Consider the following 17650-nt stretch of genomic DNA (forward strand, 5'->3'; position numbering starts at 1 on the left):
CCTTCCCGCGGCGCCCTTTTACTTAACCTATATCGATTCTCTTTGAAAGGAGGAGATGCCCAGTGAGCGCTAAACCCGAATGGGCAGACAAAGATTATTATGCGGATCTGGGGGTCTCCTCGTCCGCAGACCAGAACGAGATTAAGCGTGCTTACCGCAAACTAGCGCGCGAGAATCACCCCGATACCCACCCGGACGACCCGGCGGCAGCGGAAAGGTTCAAAAAGGTTGCGGAAGCCTACGACGTGCTTTCCGACGCCACCGAGCGCAAAGAATACGACCAGTTCAAGGCCATGCTCCGCAATGGAGGCGGCTTTGGACGGATGGGAGGCGCCGGATTTCCCGGCGGGTTTCGATCCACGCGCATGGGTGGACAAGGTGCGCAAGAATTCGACCTCTCGGACCTCTTCGGAGGATCCGCTGGAGGATCGGCTCAAGGCGGCGGTGTTGGGGATATCTTCGGTAGCGTTTTCAACCGCGGCGGTAGTGCTGGCCACTCAGCTAAACCGTCGCGGGGGGCCGACGTCGAAACGGAAATAACCCTCGACTTCCGCGAGGCCGCTAAGGGAACCACCATTCCCCTAGCGCTCAGCGGCAATGCGCCGTGCACCACGTGCCACGGCTCGGGCTCCGCTTCCGGCAAGACCTCTACCTGTGGCACTTGCAACGGTACCGGTTTTACCTCGGAAAACCGCGGCGCCTTCGGTTTCTCTGCCCCGTGTAAGGACTGCGATGGCACCGGCCGACGCATCACGGATCCGTGCAAGGATTGCCACGGCACCGGCACGGTTCACCGCACCCGCAATATCACCGTTCGCATCCCGGCCGGTGTTATTGATGGCCAAAAGGTACGCCTCGCCGGACAAGGCGAAGCAGGTCCCAACGGCACTCCGGCCGGTGACCTCTTCGTAGCGGTGACTGTAAAGCCGGATAAGGTCTTTACTCGCGAGGGAGATGACCTCCACGTCACCGTTCCGGTTTCCTTCACCGAGCTGGCCTTGGGCGATACCATCGCGGTTCCAACTTTGGATAACCCGGTGCGCGTGAAGATCCCCGCTGGCACGCCGGATGGACGCACGCTGCGGGTGCGCGGAAGGGGCATCGCCAAGCGCGGTGGCAACTCCGGTGATCTACTGGTTAGCGTGCAGGTTACCGTGCCTACCAAGCTCGATGCCGCCGCCTCTAGCGCACTGCGCACCTATGCTCAGGCGGAAAAGGACTCCGGTTTCAACCCGCGTGCGGGCTGGGCCGGCGCCGAGAATGCTTAAGGCAGGAGGTGTGTTAAAAAATGAGCACTGGAAAGGCAGAAGATTCCGGCACCGCGGTCTACGTCATCTCCGTAGCTGCGGAACTCTCCGGAATGCATGCCCAAACCCTGCGCACCTATGACCGCATGGGCTTGGTTTCCCCTGCCCGCACTCGTGGCGGTGGCCGCCGCTACTCCGACCGGGACATCGAGCTGCTGCGCAAGATTCAGGCGCTGTCCCAAGACGATGGCGTCAACCTTGCCGGCATCAAGTCCATCATCGAGTTGACCGAGGAACGCGATCGACTCGAGGCCGAGCGCGATGCCCTTGCCGAGGAAGTTCGGGCCCTGCGCGAGCAGGCCGCCGGCCGTCGCTCCCAGCGCAGCGGTGAGCTTGTTCATGTCCCACGGTCCACCTCCGTGGTGATGTGGAGCCCGCGCACCGCGCGTGAGCGCAAGCGCTCCCGCGGCCGTGGATACGGCCAAGACTAACTCTCGTTCTGCAGACGAGTACACCCAACCCCGCAGCCAGCTTCCCCGCTGGCTGCGGGGTTTTCTTCGGCCTTGGCCGTGAGAACCACTTGATGATGCTGGGCCACTAGCAGGAGACTAAGAATATGTTGGTCTCCTATTCGGACCAGCCGGCTGGTCTGTTCTAAAAGGCCCTACCCCTCGGACTAGTTCGCGCGTGCCACTTGGCCTAGGCCCCGCAAGAACTGGGGGTCCTCCCAATAGGAGCCATGATCGCCAGGGAGACCATCCGCACCGGGAAGGGGAGTAGCGCCAAAGGCATCAATGGTGGGATCGGGGCCATGGATGCCAGCGTGAGGCCCCGTCGTAATAGCGATGGGGTCGTTGGCGTTTGTGGCTGCCCAGATGCGGCCATGCAGTTCTGAGGCGTGGCCAGCGTCGGTGCCGGGACTGCCGACGAGCACTACGTCATTAGCAATTCTTTCCTGCTTTGCGGCATGCCCGGTGACTACTGAACCATAGGAATATCCCACTACGGTGCGCTTGGCCTGTGGATAGCGTGCACCGAGCGAGCGCTGAAACCGGGCGAGTTCTTGACTGGCAGTTCGCGCGGGAGTGGCGTGAACTGCACGGGGCAGGGAGGAGGGCGCCTGGTAGCCCAACCACACGACCGCGGGACCGCCGCTGGCCTTAGCAAGATTGCGGCCGCGGTCTACCGCACGCTGCCAGGTTTCTGGATCGGAGGAGTGAACCCCTTCCACGAACGTGGTAAGTGATGCCGGTGTGGTCCGGAAGCCGCCGGGGTCCACCATGGCTACGAGCCGGCCGTCGCTAGTTTCTAGCACTCGCATATCTGGGTTCTGCGCGGCTAGCTGAGATACGTGCTCGCTGGCGTGGGCAAGATTAATCTCGTGGACGGTATCCACTGGAAGATCGGAGAAGTCTTCCAAGCGAACGGGTGGGGCCACCCCGCTAGGCGTACATAGGGCATCGATTTCTTGGGAGCATAGCCAGTCGAGGGAATCGCCCAGCGCCCGCACTTGATTCAACAAGAGTCCAGCGGCGCTGGCCGCGGCGCCATTGCGCTCATCCACTTGTCCTAGAAATGCGATGATGCGGTCCTCGAGTTCCTCGCGGCGGGCCTGCAGGCTGGCGTGGAGCTCAAGGGTGGTGGCAACCTGCTCCATCTGGTGCAGCGGTTGGGCCAGCCAGTCGGTGTAGCCCGCCAAACTGGTGCGGGCGGCGTCACCGGCGGGGCCACCCAGTGATAGGCCACGCCAATCCTGGTGTGCATCGATAAAACGAAAGCGCAGTTCAGCGCGTTCGCTATGCAACATACTGGCGCCATGTCTTAAAGCCACGGATAGGGTCATCGCGCATCTCCCAATGCCTGGCCCAGGTGGGAATCCACCCCGGCGGCAGTGTTGAGGAAGGCCTCAATGGAGCGCAATTGCTCGGCCGTGGCGTCCTCCGTTGCGGCCACGGCGCTGGACCAGGTGGCACGGGCTCGCTCTAGTGCGGCCGCGGTGCGGCAGGCGGTATCGAGCGTGGCCGTCGGCGGTGGCAGCGGAGGGCGCGCCATGAGGGAGCGGACGTAATCGGGCAGGTGCGTGGGAATTTCTACATAACTCATGCCCCTAAGCCTGAAGGACCACACAACGCCGCGCTAGGGGTACAGACGCAGCCTGTGGATAACTTCGCCCTGCTTCATTATTTTGGGAGGCATGAAGGTAGCAGCAGTGCAGTTAACGTCCACCGGTAATATTACCGAAAACCAGGAATTGGCCCTCGCCAAGATCCGTGAGGCGGCCGGAAACGGGGCGCGGTTAATCGTGCTGCCGGAGGCCACGGCGCAGAATTTCCACTCCGGGCGCCTTGATGAGCAGGCGCAGACGCTCGAAGGCCCGTTCGCCACGGCGATCCAAGCGCTCGCAGAGGAGCTTGAGGTCACTGTCGTGGTCGGCATGTTCTGCCCGGCCGATACCGTGGAGCGCGACGGCAAGACCATTAATCGCGTGACCAATACGGCGCTCATTGCAGGCCCTGGCGTGCTGGGCGGCTACGACAAGATCCATACCTATGATGCCTTTGACTACCGCGAATCGGATACGGTCTTGGCCGGCGAATCGCTGGTGGCCTTCGACGTGGATGACCTTATTGTGGGCGTAGCCACCTGCTATGACATCCGTTTCCCGGAGCAGTTTAAGGAGCTGGCGAGCCAGGGCGCGCAGCTCATTGTGGTGCCCACGAGTTGGGCGGACGGCCCCGGAAAGCTGGAGCAGTGGCGCCTGCTCACGGCCGCGCGTGCCTTGGACTCCACCAGCTATATCCTCGCGGCCGGCCAATCGCGCCCAGGCGGTGACGCTGAGGCGGGCAATCCTTCCGGCCCAACGGGCATTGGCCATTCCACCATCGTCGATCCGAATGGCGTGCGCATGGCCGAGGCCGGCTACGAGGATGACATCCTCTATGCCGACATCGATCCGAATGAGGTAGCGAAAACCCGCCGCGCTTTGCCGGTTGTGGCCACTGCGGACTAGGTCAGCGCCGCGTAGTCTTCCGGCTGCCAGCGCCCGTCGCGGCCCCAGCTAAGGACGTCGATCTGCTGCTTGCCGACGCCCCTTTGAACCAACCCTTCTTCACCTTCCACAACCTCGTCGGCCGGTCCGACGAGAAGGAAGCGCGGGGGAGTGCCTGTGGATAACTCCACCTCGTTGACTACTACATCGGTCGGTTCCCCGGAGACTACGTAGTCGGCGCCGGGTGCCAATTCGCGGGCATTGAGCAACCACGGGTCTTGTTCTTCCCGCACGATGCGGCGCACCGGTGCGCCAAGGGCTGCCAGGTTTTGCTGGAAGTAGGTGTCATAGTGGGCGCCGGGGCTGCCCGCCACGGCAAAGAGGCGCGGTACTCGGCTGCGGTCTTTATCGCCCAGCGCGGCGAGCGCCGCGCAGCGAGCCGTGGCCCAGCCGGTGCCGTAGGCAATGATGACCAGTTCACCTGCGTCCGCGTTCTGGAGGCTAATGCCGCCGGCGGGCTGGCCCAAGGTCCACCAGTCTCCGGGCTGCGCGTGCGCGAGGGACCGGGAAGCCTCGTCCGCGGTGGAGACGTGAAAGACCACTTGGCCGGTTCCGTCGCTAGGCTGCGCAGGGGTGAGCATCCGCCATTGCCCGGGCAAGTACTGCGTGGTTACCGGAAAGTGCTGCCCCGGTTGATAGGGCACAGCCAGGCCAGCCTCCACGCGAATGATGGACGTCTCGCGGGTGGGGTGATCCACCGCCACCACTTGCGCCGAGTGCGCCGGTGCTTCGCCGGCGGCATCGGACTCCCGGGCGGCGTCGGCCATCGTGGCGCACACCTGGTGGATGACGTCACAGGCAAAGTTGTATTGATACTGCGTCAGCGCCAAAACCCGCAGGCCGGCCACGAGGGCATCATCGAAGCGGGAATAGATTTCGGCCGGAAACCCATGCCGGCGGTGATCGCGGGCGAGCTGGGTGAGCTTTGCGGAGACGTCGGCAAGCAGGGGCTCCCCAGGCTCCGTATGCTCAATTACCCACGCCAGCGCAGGCACCATCGAGGTATGGGTATCGCGCATGGACAGGGCAAAAATCTGCCGGGATTCAGGCACCGCGTTAAAGAAATGCTCGTGCACCGCATCGCGGTACTCGTCTGCGTAATTTCGAAAATGCTCGCCCAGTTCCCACATGTCACATCATCCTAATAGTCAGCGCCCAACTGGGGGTCGAGCTACCTACTGAAAGCTGTAGTGGGGGTGAAAACGGGAGCCTATGTTGTGGATCACTTAGCGAAAGGTATTGTATTCCCTATCCGTCTGCCCTCTAACGGGGGCAAGTCGCCATAATTGCACAGCTAGAAAGGGTCCTCATGGAAGATTTTTCCGCTTATACGCTCATGCTGGATGTGGGCTGGATTTCTTTGCTCATGGTCATCGGCAACGTCCTGCGCCACCAGGTGAAGTTCATCTTCCAGGACCTGCTGCTGCCTGCCCCGATTACCGCCGGCCTTATCGGCCTGCTGGTAGGTCCAAACGTGCTGGGCTGGATCAACTTCTCCGATAACTTGGGCGACTACACCTCCATCCTCATCGCGGTGGTCTTTGCCTCCATGGCCTACTCCATGGAAGTCGGCGGAAACATGGGCAAGGGCGCGCGCAATATGTGGGGCTATTCCACCATGATGTTCACCGGCCAGTGGGGCCTGTTTATCGTACTGGGTCTTTTCCTCTTTGCGCCGCTTTTCGATACCCCGAACTGGTTCGGCATGATGCTTCCAGTCGGCTTCACCGGCGGATTCGGTACCGCCGCGGCCGTGGGTGGCGCGCTGGAAGGCGTGGGTGCCGATGCCGCCTCTTCGCTCGGCTTTACCTCCGCGACCGTCGGCACGCTGGCCGCCATCATCGGCGGCGTGATCGCCGGCAACTGGGGCATCCGCAAGGGCAAGGTCTCCCACGTGCCCAAGGAACTGCCAGAAGAGCTGCGCCGCGGCTACATTAAAAACATCGATGATCGCCCGTCGCTCGGCCGCGCTACCACCAACCCTTCTTCCATCGAGCCGCTCGCATTGCACTTCGGCTTCATCATCCTGACCGTGATGACCGCCTACGGCATCAACCAGGGCCTGAGCAGCATCTGGGAAAATGTCTCCGTGCCGCTCTTTGCAATGTCCATGGTGGTCGGCCTTCTCTTCCGTGCGCTCATGAACTTCGTCGGTGCTGAGGACTACCTGGATAAGGACTCCATTTCCTCCATCTCTGGTGCGGCCACGGACTACCTCATTGCCTTCGGTGTGGCCGCCATTGTCCCGGCCGCTATTGCCTCCTACTGGCAGGCACTTCTCCTGCTCTTTATCCTGGGCACCATCTTCTGCGTGTTCTTCTTGCTGTGGTTCCCGGCCGAGTTCTTTGGTGAGCGCTGGATTGAGCGCGGCATCTTTGGCTGGGGCTGGGCCACCGCCACCGTGGCGACCGGCATCGCCATTCTCAAGATTGTGGATCCCAAGCTCAAGTCCGGCACGTTGTCCGAATACGGCATGGCCTACATCGGTTTCGGTCCCTTTGAAATTTCATGGACCATCATCGCGCCTATGGCCGTCATGTACGGATTTACCGGCGCCTTCGGCGCCATTTCCCTGGCGATTTCCATCGGCGTCTACATTGCCTTCAAGTCCATGCGCCTTATGCCGCCGCGCGGCACTATCTTCCAAGAGGGCATCGGCCATGTAGGACAGAAGCAAGCATAGCCGCGCTTGCCGACGCCCCTCCGTCAACCTTAAAAGACTATGAGATTAGTCGCACTAAAGTTAAGAAAATAATTCGCCGGTACGGGTGAATCGAGGCGCTTGCCGCCGTAATCATGGCTCATCAGCCACGCTACCACTGTTAACATCGGTGGGTGCCGGATTCCTTAAAAAGGATAATCGATTGGGACTATCCCTGTACCTTAAAATTTGTTAGAATCAGCGGGTATTAATCTCTGTCTTTATGAGGAACTAGATGTACCAGTTAGATGGGGCTTCCAGGCGGGTGATCATCCTGGAAGCCGCTGTTTATGTAGCGGGCTGCGAAGGCGAGCAGGCCGTTACCGTGGAATCTGTGGCGGACCAGGCTGGTCTCTCGCCACAGGCGGTGGCTGAGGAATTCGCCACCGGTGCCGACATGCTCGCGGAAATCCCCGCCTTCTTGGATCGTCGCATGTCTGAATACATGGTGGAAGCGGCGCGCCATCTGCCGGAGGGCAACTCAGGCGGCGATGTCCTCATGCAGCTGGCAGAGGCCTACTTTGCCTATGCGCAAGACGAGCCCGCCATCTACCATTACCTCTTTGAACAGTATGACGCCCTCGATGAGGAGCACGTCTGCCAATTTGCCAAGGGGGAAAAGTCGGGGACTCCGGGTCCGGACATGGCGCTGGACGTCGTCAAGCGCTTTGCCGAAGAGCAAGGTGCCGTCGTGGCCCACGATGGAGACATCTCGCCTTTGGAAATCGGCCGCATCACCTTGGCGTGCTGGTCCGTCATCCACGGTATGGGTCACCTGAGCGTGGTAGGTATCTTGCGCCTGCAACATGCCGTTATTCGTGCCGCCAACCTCAAGCAGGTAGACCGCCTCGTGGTCGATGCCCTGCAATATTGGTTTAAGAATAAGCAGATCCCGCACCGTCGCCCGATCATGAATGATGCCCGTGCCATCGTAGAAGGGGTCATGGGTAGCGAGCGCGAACAGCCTTTCGTGGTCCCGGATAATCTTGAGCAGATGGATCCTGAGGAAGCCAAGAAGGTTATCATCGAGGCCTCCTTGCGTGTTGCCGGCCGCCGCAGTGTGGACCGCCACTTCTTCGATCGCGTGGCCGACAGGCTCGGTACCTCCAAGGATTTCCTGGCTACCATTGTGGACAATGACTTCGCGCTGCGTGAGGCCGCAGAGGATCTCACCACCACGGAAATGGCCAGGGTCTTCGAGGATTGTCTCGCTGCGCTTCCGGAAGACGCTCCCACTGTAGACCAACTGCAGATTGTTGCGGCTGCCTATTTTAATTACGCGATGATGTACCCAGAGCGTTTCAGCTCCATTATCGCGCTGGCCAGCGGTTCCATCGTTCCGCACAATGGTGATGGCAGCTCGCACGAGGGCATGACCAAGAACTTCGCCATCATGATGGACCTGTTCCGCAAGTTCGTCATCGAGATGGGTATTACCCCTACTGACCAGCTGGTGTATATCAGCACCTTGGCCGTGTGGGCCGGCGCTAACGGCATTGCACACCTGTGCAGCATTGGCGATTTTAAGAGCTTCAATGAAGATCTCAAGTGGGCGCTTTTTGTCCAGGTAGTGACCGTATCCTTCTTTGCCATCGCGCATAGCTTGCAGATTCTGGGCCATGAAAACGAGGAGTACAAGCAGGTTTAATAGCCCTGTGTAAAGTTGAGCGGCCCACGCTCAAAAATATTTAGGTTGAGTGGAATAGGCTCAACTCTGGATGCGTTGTGCTAAGTGAAGCCCTACAGTGGGTGAATAAAACTTAGAAGGAGCAACGCACACATGAACTCATTTAACCCCACCACTAAAACACAAGAGGCCCTGCAGGACGCCCTGCAAACCGCCTCCTCTAATGGCAACCCGGATATCCGCCCGGCCCACCTGCTGGCGGCTATTCTTAGCCAAGAAGGCGGAATTGCCGCCCCAGTACTTAAGGCCACCGGCGTAGACCCGGATACCGTGCTCAAGGAAGCTCGCGAGCTCGTTGATTCCTATCCCAAGGCCGAGGGTGCCAATATGGCCAACCCGCAATTTAACCGCGACGGCCTCAACGTCCTGACCAAATCGCAGGAGTTGGCAGGGGAGCTGGGCGATGAATTCGTCTCCACCGAGGTCCTTCTCGCCGCTATTGCTGGCTCCAAGACCGACGCCGCCGAGCTGCTTACCGGCCGCGGTGCTACTTATGACGCCATCAAGGGCGCCTTCCCCTCCGTTCGCGGCGCTGCCAAGGTGACCTCCGAGAACCCAGAGGACCAGTTCCAGGCGTTAGAAAAGTACGCCACGGACCTCACCGCGCGTGCCCGCGAGGGAAAGATCGACCCGGTCATCGGCCGTGATCAGGAAATTCGCCGCGTAGTCCAGGTGCTCAGCCGTCGCACGAAGAATAACCCGGTGCTCATTGGCGAGCCCGGCGTGGGCAAAACCGCCATCGTGGAGGGCCTAGCCCGCCGCATCGTGGCTGGCGACGTCCCCGAGTCCCTCAAGGGCAAGACCCTCATCAGCCTTGATCTAGGTTCCATGGTCGCCGGCGCGAAGTACCGCGGCGAATTCGAGGAGCGCTTGAAGGCCGTGCTTGATGAGATTAAGTCCTCCGAGGGCGAGATCATCACCTTCATCGATGAGCTGCACACCATCGTCGGCGCCGGCGCTACTGGCGACGGCTCCATGGACGCCGGCAACATGATCAAGCCCATGCTGGCCCGCGGCGAGCTGCGTTTGGTTGGCGCCACCACCTTGGACGAATATCGCAAGTACATCGAAAAGGACGCCGCCCTCGAGCGCCGCTTCCAGCAGGTCTACGCCGCCGAGCCTTCCGTGGAAGACACCATCGGCATCCTGCGTGGCTTGAAGGAGCGCTACGAGGTCCACCACGGCGTGCGCATCATGGACTCCGCGCTGGTGTCGGCCGCAGAGCTATCCAACCGCTACATCACCAACCGCTTCCTGCCGGATAAGGCCATCGACCTCGTCGATGAGGCAGGCTCCCGCCTGCGCATGGAGATCGATTCCTCCCCACAGGAAATCGACGAGCTCGAGCGCATCGTTCGCCGCATGGAGATCGAAGAGCTGGCGCTGAAGAAGGAATCTGACGCTGCCTCCCAGGACCGTCTAGCCACCCTGCAAGGCGAGCTCGCGGACCAGCGCGAGAAGCTCGGCGAGCTCAAAGCCCGCTGGGCCAACGAGAAGAAGGCCATCGACGATGTCCAAAACATCAAGGAAGAACTCGATGACCTGCGCCGCCAAGCCGAAATCGCCGAGCGCGACGGCGACCTCGCACTCGCCTCCGAGATCAACTACGGCAAGATTCCACCGCTGGAAAAGGAACTCGCGGCCGCGGAGGTCAAAGCCGCCGAGCAGCGCAATACGATGCTCGATGAGGAGGTGAGCCCAGACACCATCGCGGAGGTCGTTTCCGCCTGGACCGGCATCCCAGCCGGCAAGATGTTGCAGGGCGAGACCGAGAAGCTGCTCAACATGGAATCCGTGCTGGGCAACCGCGTGGTCGGCCAGAAGGAAGCCGTCACCGCGGTTTCGGACGCCGTGCGCCGCTCCCGTGCGGGCGTGGCCGACCCCAACCGCCCGACCGGTTCCTTCCTCTTCCTCGGTCCCACCGGTGTGGGCAAGACCGAGCTGGCGAAGGCATTGGCAGACTTTCTCTTCGACGAGGAATCCGCCATGGTGCGCATCGATATGTCCGAGTACGGCGAGAAGCACTCCGTTTCCCGCCTCGTCGGTGCCCCTCCGGGATACGTCGGCCACGAGTCCGGCGGCCAGCTCACCGAGGCCGTGCGCCGCCGCCCCTACACGCTCGTGCTTTTCGACGAGGTAGAAAAGGCCCACCCCGACGTCTTCGACGTCCTCCTGCAGGTCCTGGATGAAGGCCGGCTTACCGACGGCCAAGGACGCACCGTCGACTTCCGCAATACCGTCATCATCCTGACCTCCAACCTGGGCGCCGGCGGCACCCGCGAGGAGACCATGGACGCGGTGAAGAAGGCCTTCAAGCCCGAATTCATCAATCGCCTCGATGATGTGGTTATGTTCGAGCCCCTTTCGGAGGATCTCCTGCGCGGCATCGTCGACATCCAACTGCGCGGCCTGTCCGAGCGCCTCGATGCCCGCCGCCTGACCCTGCAGGTCTCGGATTCCGCCAAGTCCTGGCTGGCTGAGCGCGGCTACGACCCGGCCTACGGCGCCCGACCGTTGCGCCGCACCATCCAGCAGGCCATTGGTGACAAGCTCGCCAAGAAGCTGCTGGCCGGCGATATTGTCGATGGCGACACCGTCCACGTGGACGTCGCCGATGGCGGCGCTGAACTAGACATCGCCGCTCGCTAGTCGGCCGCGCAGCGCCCGCCGCGCCAAATCCTGCTCATGCCCTTAGACTCGGGGCATGAGCATTTTGGTCTCCCCGCAAGAACTCCGCGAATCCATTTATCACGGCGAGCGTTTCACCCTCTTGGCCACCCACTGGCAGCCGCAGCTGCGCCAGAGCTATAACGAATTCACCTCCCTGCACATTCCGACGGCACTATTTAGCGATACCGCCAATTCCTTCGCCGGCCTGCCCGGCTCCCAGGTAGGCCGCAACCCGCTGCCGGACCCAGATAAGTTGCAGGAGCACTTCCGCCAGTGGGGAATCCGCGAGGACCGTCCCGTCGTGGTCTATGACGAGGGCCGTGGCCTTTTCGCCGGCCGCGCCTGGTGGACCTTGCGCTGGGCCGGCTTGGACAACGTCCGCATCCTCGACGGCGGCTTGGCCAATTGGCGCCACCTGGGCTATACCACGCTCACCGGCCCTGGAAACTTCGCCGTCGGTGCCACCGCCGAGGTCAACCCGGGTCAGATGCCCGTGGCCACCATCGATGACGTGCGCAATCACGATGGTCTGCTCATCGATACCCGCACCCGCAACCGCTTCGCTGGCCGCCGCGAGAACCTCGACCTCAAGGCCGGCCACATCCCCGGCGCCGTCAACGTGCCGGAGCGCCTGTTCCACAATGATGGCCTGCGCACCTGGAAGTCCGCGGGCGAAATCCGCGAAGTGCTTTTCGACGCCGGCCTCACCCCCGACAACGTCCAAGGCGCCATCATCTACTCCGGTTCCGGCAACCACTCCGCCCTCGCCCTTGCCGCCATGGAAGACTCCGGGTTCACCGGCCTGCGCCACTATGTCGGCGGCTGGTCCCAGTGGTCCGCCAACCCCCACAACCCCGTAGAGCGCGGCGACTGCCTCACCGTCAACGGCTAATCGCCCCAGCCCGCCCCTCGCCTTCGCCCTCAGCCTCCCGCGTCCGCGCGCCGAGCGCTGAGGGCTTGCTCGTTCCTACTACTATCGTGGGGTGATGGCTTTTCTAATCCTTGCTCTCGCGGTTCTTCTCGGCATTGCCGGCGGTGCCTTGCTGCTTTACGACGGCAAACAGCGCACCTCCACCCCTACACCCTCCGCGGACGCAGACACCGCTTCCACCGAGCCGGCTTCCACCGAGCCGGCCTCCACGGACCCAGCTTCGGCCGCGCCCGCCGATTCCAGCTCCGCTGACGCCGAGTCCGCCGAGACCGACTCTGCTCTCGCCGAGCGCAGTTCCACCGACGTGCAAGCAGAAGCCCTTCCCGTCGATGCGCCACACGACACCGCGAGTCCCGCCGGCGACGCGCCCAACCTGGATTCCGATACTGCCCCCAACTCAGCTCCCTCATCCGAGCCCACCCCCGAGCCGGATTCTAAACCGGAACCGGTCCGCGAACCGGAGCCTGACAAGGATTCCGAGTCCGCGTCCAGCGCAGAATCCACACCAGAGCAAGCCCTGATCCACAATCTAGCCCACGAGTCGGACCGCCAATCAGCAAGCGATCCAGAAAGCGAGCCACGCCCGCATTCGAAGCCGCACACCCGCCATCGGCCGGTTCTGCCAGGAACCATGCGCCGCGAGCGCCGCAATTGGGCAGAAGCCAAAGGCTTTGAATTTATGAAGTCCGATCCTTATCTCGTAGACGAGTGGACCAGGGGAGTGGCCTCCACGGGCGCGGCGCCCAAAGACATTGTTGCAGGCAATGTGTACGGCCACGAGATGCTGTTGATGGATATCGATGGCGTCAACGTCATGGCCATGCGTACCGGAGCGGCCTCCGACATGGTCGTGGATTTCCGTCGCTTCGACCGCGACGATGCGAAGGCCTCCGAGGACCTGCTGTTGGCGATGACCATCGAGGGTTTCGATGTGTATTCCTCGGATAGCGCCGTGACCGAGCGCATGGTCGACGAGCGCGTGCATGTTGCTCTGCAGCAAATGCCCGAGGCCGTTACTGCACTGTGGATGGAAACCGAGTGGGTCCTGGCGCAGACCACAAAGCAGGCGCGCTCCGCGGAATGGGACGCGATGCTGCCGCCTCTTGCCCTGCTTGCCGACGCCGCCCGCGTCCTCCCACCGCGTTCCTCGGCCACCCACGTGGTGCGCCTCGAGGAATTGGACCCAGCCCGCGAGATTCCCGCCCAGCCCATCGTCGAGGCCGTCGGCGGCACGCCGGCCGCCGGCGCGCCCGAATTCGAACGACCCGTCATTCAACGGCCGGAGGAGCCGTTGCAGATGCCGTCTCGGGCCTACTCTGAAACCCGCGGCCCAGTCGAGCACACCGCTCTGGGCGGCGACGAGGTCGACGCGATTGCCGACGGCCGCGAGCGCCCCACCCCCGATTCCCATACCGCCCGCCTGCCGCGCCAGCAGTTCCGCGCCGCCTCCATCTTCGATAGCCCCTCCGCCGACTCCACCACCGACGGCTCCCGCGCGGCCGACCCCAACCCAGTCGACCCCAACCCGGCGAGCGAGTCCGCGGCCGAGGAATCGGACCCGCGCCGGGGAGAGTAGCCTAGAGTCCGATACTGGCGGCCGGCCGCCGCCCACGAACCACGACAAGGAGCAGATGACTGTGGATTCTCACACCACCAACGCCCAGAATGCGCACGCCCAGAACCTGGACGCCGAGAAGAAGGCCCGCCTCGCTGAACTGGTTAAGGAACTGGCCGTCGTCCACGGCAAGGTGACCCTGTCCTCGGGCAAGGAAGCTGACTACTACGTGGATCTCCGCCGCGCTACCTTGCATCACGAAGCCTCCCGCCTTATCGGTGCCCTGCTGCGCGAGCTGACCGCGGATTGGGATTTCGCGGCCGTCGGTGGCCTGACCCTCGGCGCCGACCCGGTTGCTACCTCCATCATGCATGCCGACGGCCGCGATATCGACTCCTTCGTCGTGCGCAAGGAAGCCAAGAAGCACGGCATGCAGCGCCGCATCGAGGGCGCCGACGTAGAAGGCAAGAAGGTCCTCGTCGTAGAGGACACCACGACCACCGGCAACTCCCCGCTGACCGCCGTGGCCGCGCTGCGCGAGGCCGGCGCCGAGGTCGTGGGCGTGGCGACCGTCGTGGACCGCGAGACCGGTGCCGGCGACGTCATCGCCGCAGAAGGCCTCGAGTACCGCTCCCTGCTGGGCCTGGGCGACCTTGACCTCGCCTAACGCAGATAGCGCGGCCGGCCAGGCTAAGCCGGACGAGGTTAAGCCGGACGAGGTCAAGGGACCGACCGAGTGGAACGAGGGCCGCCATGGCGTAGGCCCCTGGGAAGGTCCGCTGCCGCAAGGGCCGGAGGCCGAGAAGTACGATCCGGAGCTGCTTGCCGAAGGCGACCGTCGCAACGTCGTCGACGCCTACCGTTACTGGAGCAGGGAAGCGATCAAAGAGGACATCGATAAGCGCCGGCATAGCCTGCACATCGCCATCGAGAACTTCGAAAACGACGCCAATATCGGCACCGTCGTGCGCACCGCCAACGCCTTCGCCGTCGATACCGTGCACATCGTCGGCCGCCGCCGGTGGAATCGCCGCGGGGCAATGGTCACGGATAGGTACCAGCACTTGATGCACCACGAGAGCGTCGAGAAGCTTATTGCGTGGGCAGCCGAGGAGGGCCTTACCGTCGTTGCCATCGACAACACCCCCGGTTGCGTGCCCCTGGAAACGGCCGAGCTACCGGAGCGCAGCCTGCTGCTCTTCGGCCAGGAAGGCCCCGGCGTGACGCAAGCGGCCCAGGATGCTGCGGTGATGACCTGCTCCATCGCCCAATTTGGCTCCACCCGCTCCATTAACGCGGGCGTTGCGGCCGGCATTGCCATGCACGCCTGGATCCGCCAGCACGCCGATCTGGCAAATTCCTGGTAGGAAGATCGTTACACTAGCTATATCTACCCGTGCGACTGAAGTGATTGAGGAACCGTGGAAGAAAAGTGGGCCCACCGCGCCGAACTCGCAGAGGCCGCCATCAACGAGCGCCACGCGCACTCCGTATGGGGCCTGCCGCGCACCAATCTTGCCGTGGTTAGCTGGCCGCCCACGACGAAGGAAAAGCTCTTTGTCCACTGGCACTACTGGTGGCAGGCCCACTACCTGGACTGCCTCGTTGATGCGGCGCTGCGCAATAACACCAAGGTGCGCCGCCACCGCATCTATGACACCTTGCGCGGCATTCGCATCCGCAACCTCGCGCAGCTGACCAAGAATAAGTACTACGACGACAAGGCCTGGCTCGCGCTGGCTTTCGGCCGCGTGGAGGGCCTGAAGAAGGCAAAGACGCCCAAGCGTCTCGCGGCCCTGCAGCGCAATATCCACGAAGGCCTCGATGAAACGCTTGGCGTGCTGCCGTGGCGCCTGGGCGAGAACTTCATGAACGTGCCCTCCAACGGCCCGGGCGCCATCATGCTCGCGCGGATGGGGCGCATTGAGGAAGCGCGCCGCATCGTTGACTGGATCTATGACCACCTGCTTGACGACGACGGCTACATTATGGACGGCGTCCGCATGCGCATGGACGGCCCTGAGGTGGTAAAAAACATTCACCCCTACTGCCAGGGCGTAGTGCTCGGCGCGTGCCTGGAAATCGTGCTGGCGCTGCGGGAAAAGGCTGGCGTGGGCGATTTGGAACAGATCGACAGCGTGTACGAGGCTGAGATGGCTTCCGAGATGATGGATTACATCATCCGCATCCGGGGCTTGGTGCAAACCGTGGCTTCGGGCATGGCTACGCCTTCCGGCGTGGTGGACTGGGAGACCGGCGATGGTGACGGTGGCCTGTTTAAGGGCATTTTGATGCGCTATCTTGCCGACGTCGCCGTGCGCCTGCCCGGCGATTCCCCCGCCAACCGTGCGACGAAGAAGCTGGCTGCGCGCATGGTGGTGGCCTCGGCCGAGTCGGTGTGGGAACACCGCCTCGAGGTCGACGGCCTGCCGATTTTCGGATCTGACTGGCTGTCCGATGCGCGCCTGCCGCATAACTACGGCTTCGGCCGGCGCACCATGAGTGAGAAGGTCGGCATCATTCGCGTAGATGAGCGCGATTTGTCCGTGCAGCTTTCCGGCTGGATGCTGATGGAGGCCTGCGCCCGCGTGGTGCGATATTTGGCTAAATAACCCACGCTTGTCGGAGTGGATTGGTCCCGGAAATGACTGGGTTGAAAATGTCACATGGTTTTTGCGGCAGAAATTCCGTGAAACGGGCATACTTGGCTGTTGGAACGTGTTTGACCACAAACCCACTTTTTAAGGATGGAAACTCATGCCAATTGCAACCCCTGAGGTCTATAACGAGATGCTGGATACCGCGAAGAAGAATGGCTTCGCGTTCCCAGCTATCAACTGCACCTCATCTGAGACAATTAACGCAGCTCTGAAGGGCTTTGCTGAGGCCGAGTCCGACGGCATCATCCAGTTCTCCACCGGCGGTGCCGCCTTCGGCTCCGGCCTGGCACTGAAGGACAAGGTCAAGGGTGCTCAGGCACTGGCCGCATTCGCTCATGAGGCCGCCAAGCACTACGGCGTGAATATCGCGCTGCACACCGACCACTGCCAGAAGGAGGTACTCGATGAGTACGTCCGCCCGCTGCTGGCCATCTCCCAGGAGCGCGTCGACCGCGGCGAGAACCCACTGTTCCAGTCCCACATGTGGGACGGCTCCGCTATCCCCATCGACGAGAATCTGGTCATCGCCCAGGAGTTGCTGGAGAAGGCTAAGAACGCGCACGTCATTCTAGAGGCCGAGATCGGCGTCGTCGGCGGCGAAGAGGACGGCGTCCAGGCCAAGGCAGGCGCTAACCTCTACACCTCCCCAGAGGACTTTGAAAAGACCATCGATGCCCTGGGTACCGGCGAGAAGGGCCGCTACATGCTTGCCGCTACTTTCGGCAACGTTCACGGCGTCTACAAGCCAGGCAACGTGAAGCTGCGCCCAGAGGTCCTGCTCGAGGGCCAGAAGGTGGCGCAGAAGAAGCTCGGCCTGGGCGAGGACGAGTACGCTTTCGACTTCGTCTTCCACGGTGGCTCCGGCTCCGAGAAGGAAAAAATTGAAGAGGCACTTCGCTACGGTGTCATCAAGATGAACGTGGATACCGATACCCAGTACGCCTTCACCAACCCGGTTGCTCGCCACATGATGGAGAACTACGACGGCGTCTTCAAGATCGACGGCGAGGTTGGCAACAAGAAGGCCTACGATCCTCGCTCCTACCTGAAGAAGGCAGAGCAGGGCATGTCCGAGCGCGTCATCGAGTCCTGCCAGGACCTGCACTCCGTGGGCAAGTCCATCTCCAAGTAATTGCCCTTAGCTGCTCCA

At 62.3% G+C, this 17650-nt stretch carries 15 protein-coding genes; 12 read left to right on the top strand and 3 right to left on the bottom strand.

Annotated elements, in window-relative coordinates:
- Positions 1–62 precede the first annotated feature (62 nt).
- Together dnaJ and I6J28_RS03680 are read left to right on the top strand one after the other, a co-directional pair.
- Positions 63–1268 carry a molecular chaperone DnaJ gene (gene dnaJ / locus I6J28_RS03675; RefSeq protein ID WP_204610861.1) on the top strand — a complete coding sequence of 402 codons (1206 nt, stop codon included), beginning with the start codon at positions 63–65 and terminating at the stop codon, positions 1266–1268.
- A gap of 20 nt (positions 1269–1288) precedes the next feature.
- A complete protein-coding gene (locus I6J28_RS03680) occupies positions 1289–1738 on the top strand; it encodes a heat shock protein transcriptional repressor HspR (protein WP_204610862.1) in 450 nt (149 codons plus the stop codon).
- 185 nt (positions 1739–1923) lie between these two features.
- Here I6J28_RS03680 and I6J28_RS03685 read toward each other — a convergent pair whose 3' ends face one another.
- Positions 1924–3054, bottom strand: a complete 1131-nt coding sequence (locus tag I6J28_RS03685; RefSeq protein ID WP_239228456.1) for an alpha/beta hydrolase — start codon at positions 3052–3054, stop codon at positions 1924–1926.
- 32 nt (positions 3055–3086) lie between these two features.
- Positions 3087–3350 (bottom strand): hypothetical protein, encoded by a 264-nt coding sequence (locus I6J28_RS03690; RefSeq protein ID WP_204610864.1) that lies wholly within the window; start codon positions 3348–3350, stop codon positions 3087–3089.
- Between the two features lie 91 nt (positions 3351–3441).
- Here I6J28_RS03690 and I6J28_RS03695 point away from each other — a divergent pair, with 91 nt between their 5' ends.
- Positions 3442–4257 (top strand): carbon-nitrogen hydrolase family protein, encoded by an 816-nt coding sequence (locus tag I6J28_RS03695; RefSeq protein ID WP_204610865.1) that lies wholly within the window; start codon positions 3442–3444, stop codon positions 4255–4257.
- Here the strand turns inward: I6J28_RS03695 and I6J28_RS03700 are convergent.
- On the bottom strand, positions 4254–5426 hold the full coding sequence (locus I6J28_RS03700; RefSeq protein ID WP_204610866.1) for a 2-polyprenylphenol hydroxylase: 1173 nt from the start codon (positions 5424–5426) through the stop codon (positions 4254–4256). The two genes, I6J28_RS03695 and I6J28_RS03700, sit on opposite strands and share 4 nt — an antisense overlap.
- Positions 5427–5605: 179 nt before the next feature.
- On the opposite strand from I6J28_RS03700, the gene I6J28_RS03705 reads away from it, so the two are divergent.
- The 9 genes from I6J28_RS03705 (at position 5606) to fbaA (ending at position 17632) form a co-directional block, all read left to right on the top strand.
- Positions 5606–6979 (top strand): sodium/glutamate symporter, encoded by a 1374-nt coding sequence (locus I6J28_RS03705; protein ID WP_204610867.1) that lies wholly within the window; start codon positions 5606–5608, stop codon positions 6977–6979.
- 253 nt (positions 6980–7232) lie between these two features.
- Positions 7233–8645 (top strand): TetR/AcrR family transcriptional regulator, encoded by a 1413-nt coding sequence (locus I6J28_RS03710; RefSeq protein ID WP_204610868.1) that lies wholly within the window; start codon positions 7233–7235, stop codon positions 8643–8645.
- Between the two features lie 132 nt (positions 8646–8777).
- Positions 8778–11333, top strand: coding sequence for an ATP-dependent chaperone ClpB (gene clpB / locus I6J28_RS03715; protein WP_204610869.1), 2556 nt, complete (start codon positions 8778–8780; stop codon positions 11331–11333).
- Positions 11334–11388: 55 nt separating this feature from the next.
- On the top strand, positions 11389–12246 hold the full coding sequence (locus tag I6J28_RS03720; RefSeq protein WP_204610870.1) for a sulfurtransferase: 858 nt from the start codon (positions 11389–11391) through the stop codon (positions 12244–12246).
- Between the two features lie 94 nt (positions 12247–12340).
- A complete protein-coding gene (locus I6J28_RS11710; RefSeq protein ID WP_239191657.1) occupies positions 12341–13861 on the top strand; it encodes a hypothetical protein in 1521 nt (506 codons plus the stop codon).
- A 55-nt stretch (positions 13862–13916) separates the two neighbouring features.
- Complete coding sequence (pyrE, locus tag I6J28_RS03730) at positions 13917–14507, top strand: orotate phosphoribosyltransferase (RefSeq protein WP_204610871.1); 591 nt, start codon at positions 13917–13919, stop codon at positions 14505–14507.
- Positions 14494–15207, top strand: coding sequence for a TrmH family RNA methyltransferase (locus tag I6J28_RS03735; protein ID WP_204610872.1), 714 nt, complete (start codon positions 14494–14496; stop codon positions 15205–15207). Before pyrE ends, I6J28_RS03735 begins: the two co-directional genes overlap by 14 nt.
- 54 nt (positions 15208–15261) lie before the next feature.
- The gene (locus tag I6J28_RS03740) at positions 15262–16452 is read left to right on the top strand and encodes a glycoside hydrolase family 76 protein (RefSeq protein WP_204610874.1); all 1191 of its coding nucleotides are present in this window, start codon (positions 15262–15264) and stop codon (positions 16450–16452) included.
- Between the two features lie 145 nt (positions 16453–16597).
- Positions 16598–17632 (top strand): class II fructose-bisphosphate aldolase, encoded by a 1035-nt coding sequence (gene fbaA, locus I6J28_RS03745; RefSeq protein WP_204610876.1) that lies wholly within the window; start codon positions 16598–16600, stop codon positions 17630–17632.
- The last annotated feature ends 18 nt before the right edge of the window (positions 17633–17650 follow it).

Origin of the sequence: Corynebacterium tuberculostearicum, assembly GCF_016894265.1 — a bacterium.
Lineage (GTDB): Bacteria > Actinomycetota > Actinomycetes > Mycobacteriales > Mycobacteriaceae > Corynebacterium > Corynebacterium tuberculostearicum_D.

Bases quoted from the DNA above. Each gene is read 5' to 3' on its own strand.
- clpB (WP_204610869.1), top strand. From the start codon at position 8,778: ATGAACTCATTTAACCCCACCACTAAAACACAAGAGGCCCTGCAGGAC.
- I6J28_RS03710 (WP_204610868.1), top strand. From the start codon at position 7,233: ATGTACCAGTTAGATGGGGCTTCCAGGCGGGTGATCATCCTGGAAGCC.
- I6J28_RS03685 (WP_239228456.1), bottom strand. From the start codon at position 3,054: ATGTTGCATAGCGAACGCGCTGAACTGCGCTTTCGTTTTATCGATGCA.
- I6J28_RS03695 (WP_204610865.1), top strand. From the start codon at position 3,442: ATGAAGGTAGCAGCAGTGCAGTTAACGTCCACCGGTAATATTACCGAA.
- I6J28_RS11710 (WP_239191657.1), top strand. From the start codon at position 12,341: ATGGCTTTTCTAATCCTTGCTCTCGCGGTTCTTCTCGGCATTGCCGGC.
- I6J28_RS03680 (WP_204610862.1), top strand. From the start codon at position 1,289: ATGAGCACTGGAAAGGCAGAAGATTCCGGCACCGCGGTCTACGTCATC.
- I6J28_RS03720 (WP_204610870.1), top strand. From the start codon at position 11,389: ATGAGCATTTTGGTCTCCCCGCAAGAACTCCGCGAATCCATTTATCAC.
- pyrE (WP_204610871.1), top strand. From the start codon at position 13,917: ATGACTGTGGATTCTCACACCACCAACGCCCAGAATGCGCACGCCCAG.
- I6J28_RS03700 (WP_204610866.1), bottom strand. From the start codon at position 5,426: ATGTGGGAACTGGGCGAGCATTTTCGAAATTACGCAGACGAGTACCGC.
- I6J28_RS03705 (WP_204610867.1), top strand. From the start codon at position 5,606: ATGGAAGATTTTTCCGCTTATACGCTCATGCTGGATGTGGGCTGGATT.
- I6J28_RS03690 (WP_204610864.1), bottom strand. From the start codon at position 3,350: ATGAGTTATGTAGAAATTCCCACGCACCTGCCCGATTACGTCCGCTCC.
- fbaA (WP_204610876.1), top strand. From the start codon at position 16,598: ATGCCAATTGCAACCCCTGAGGTCTATAACGAGATGCTGGATACCGCG.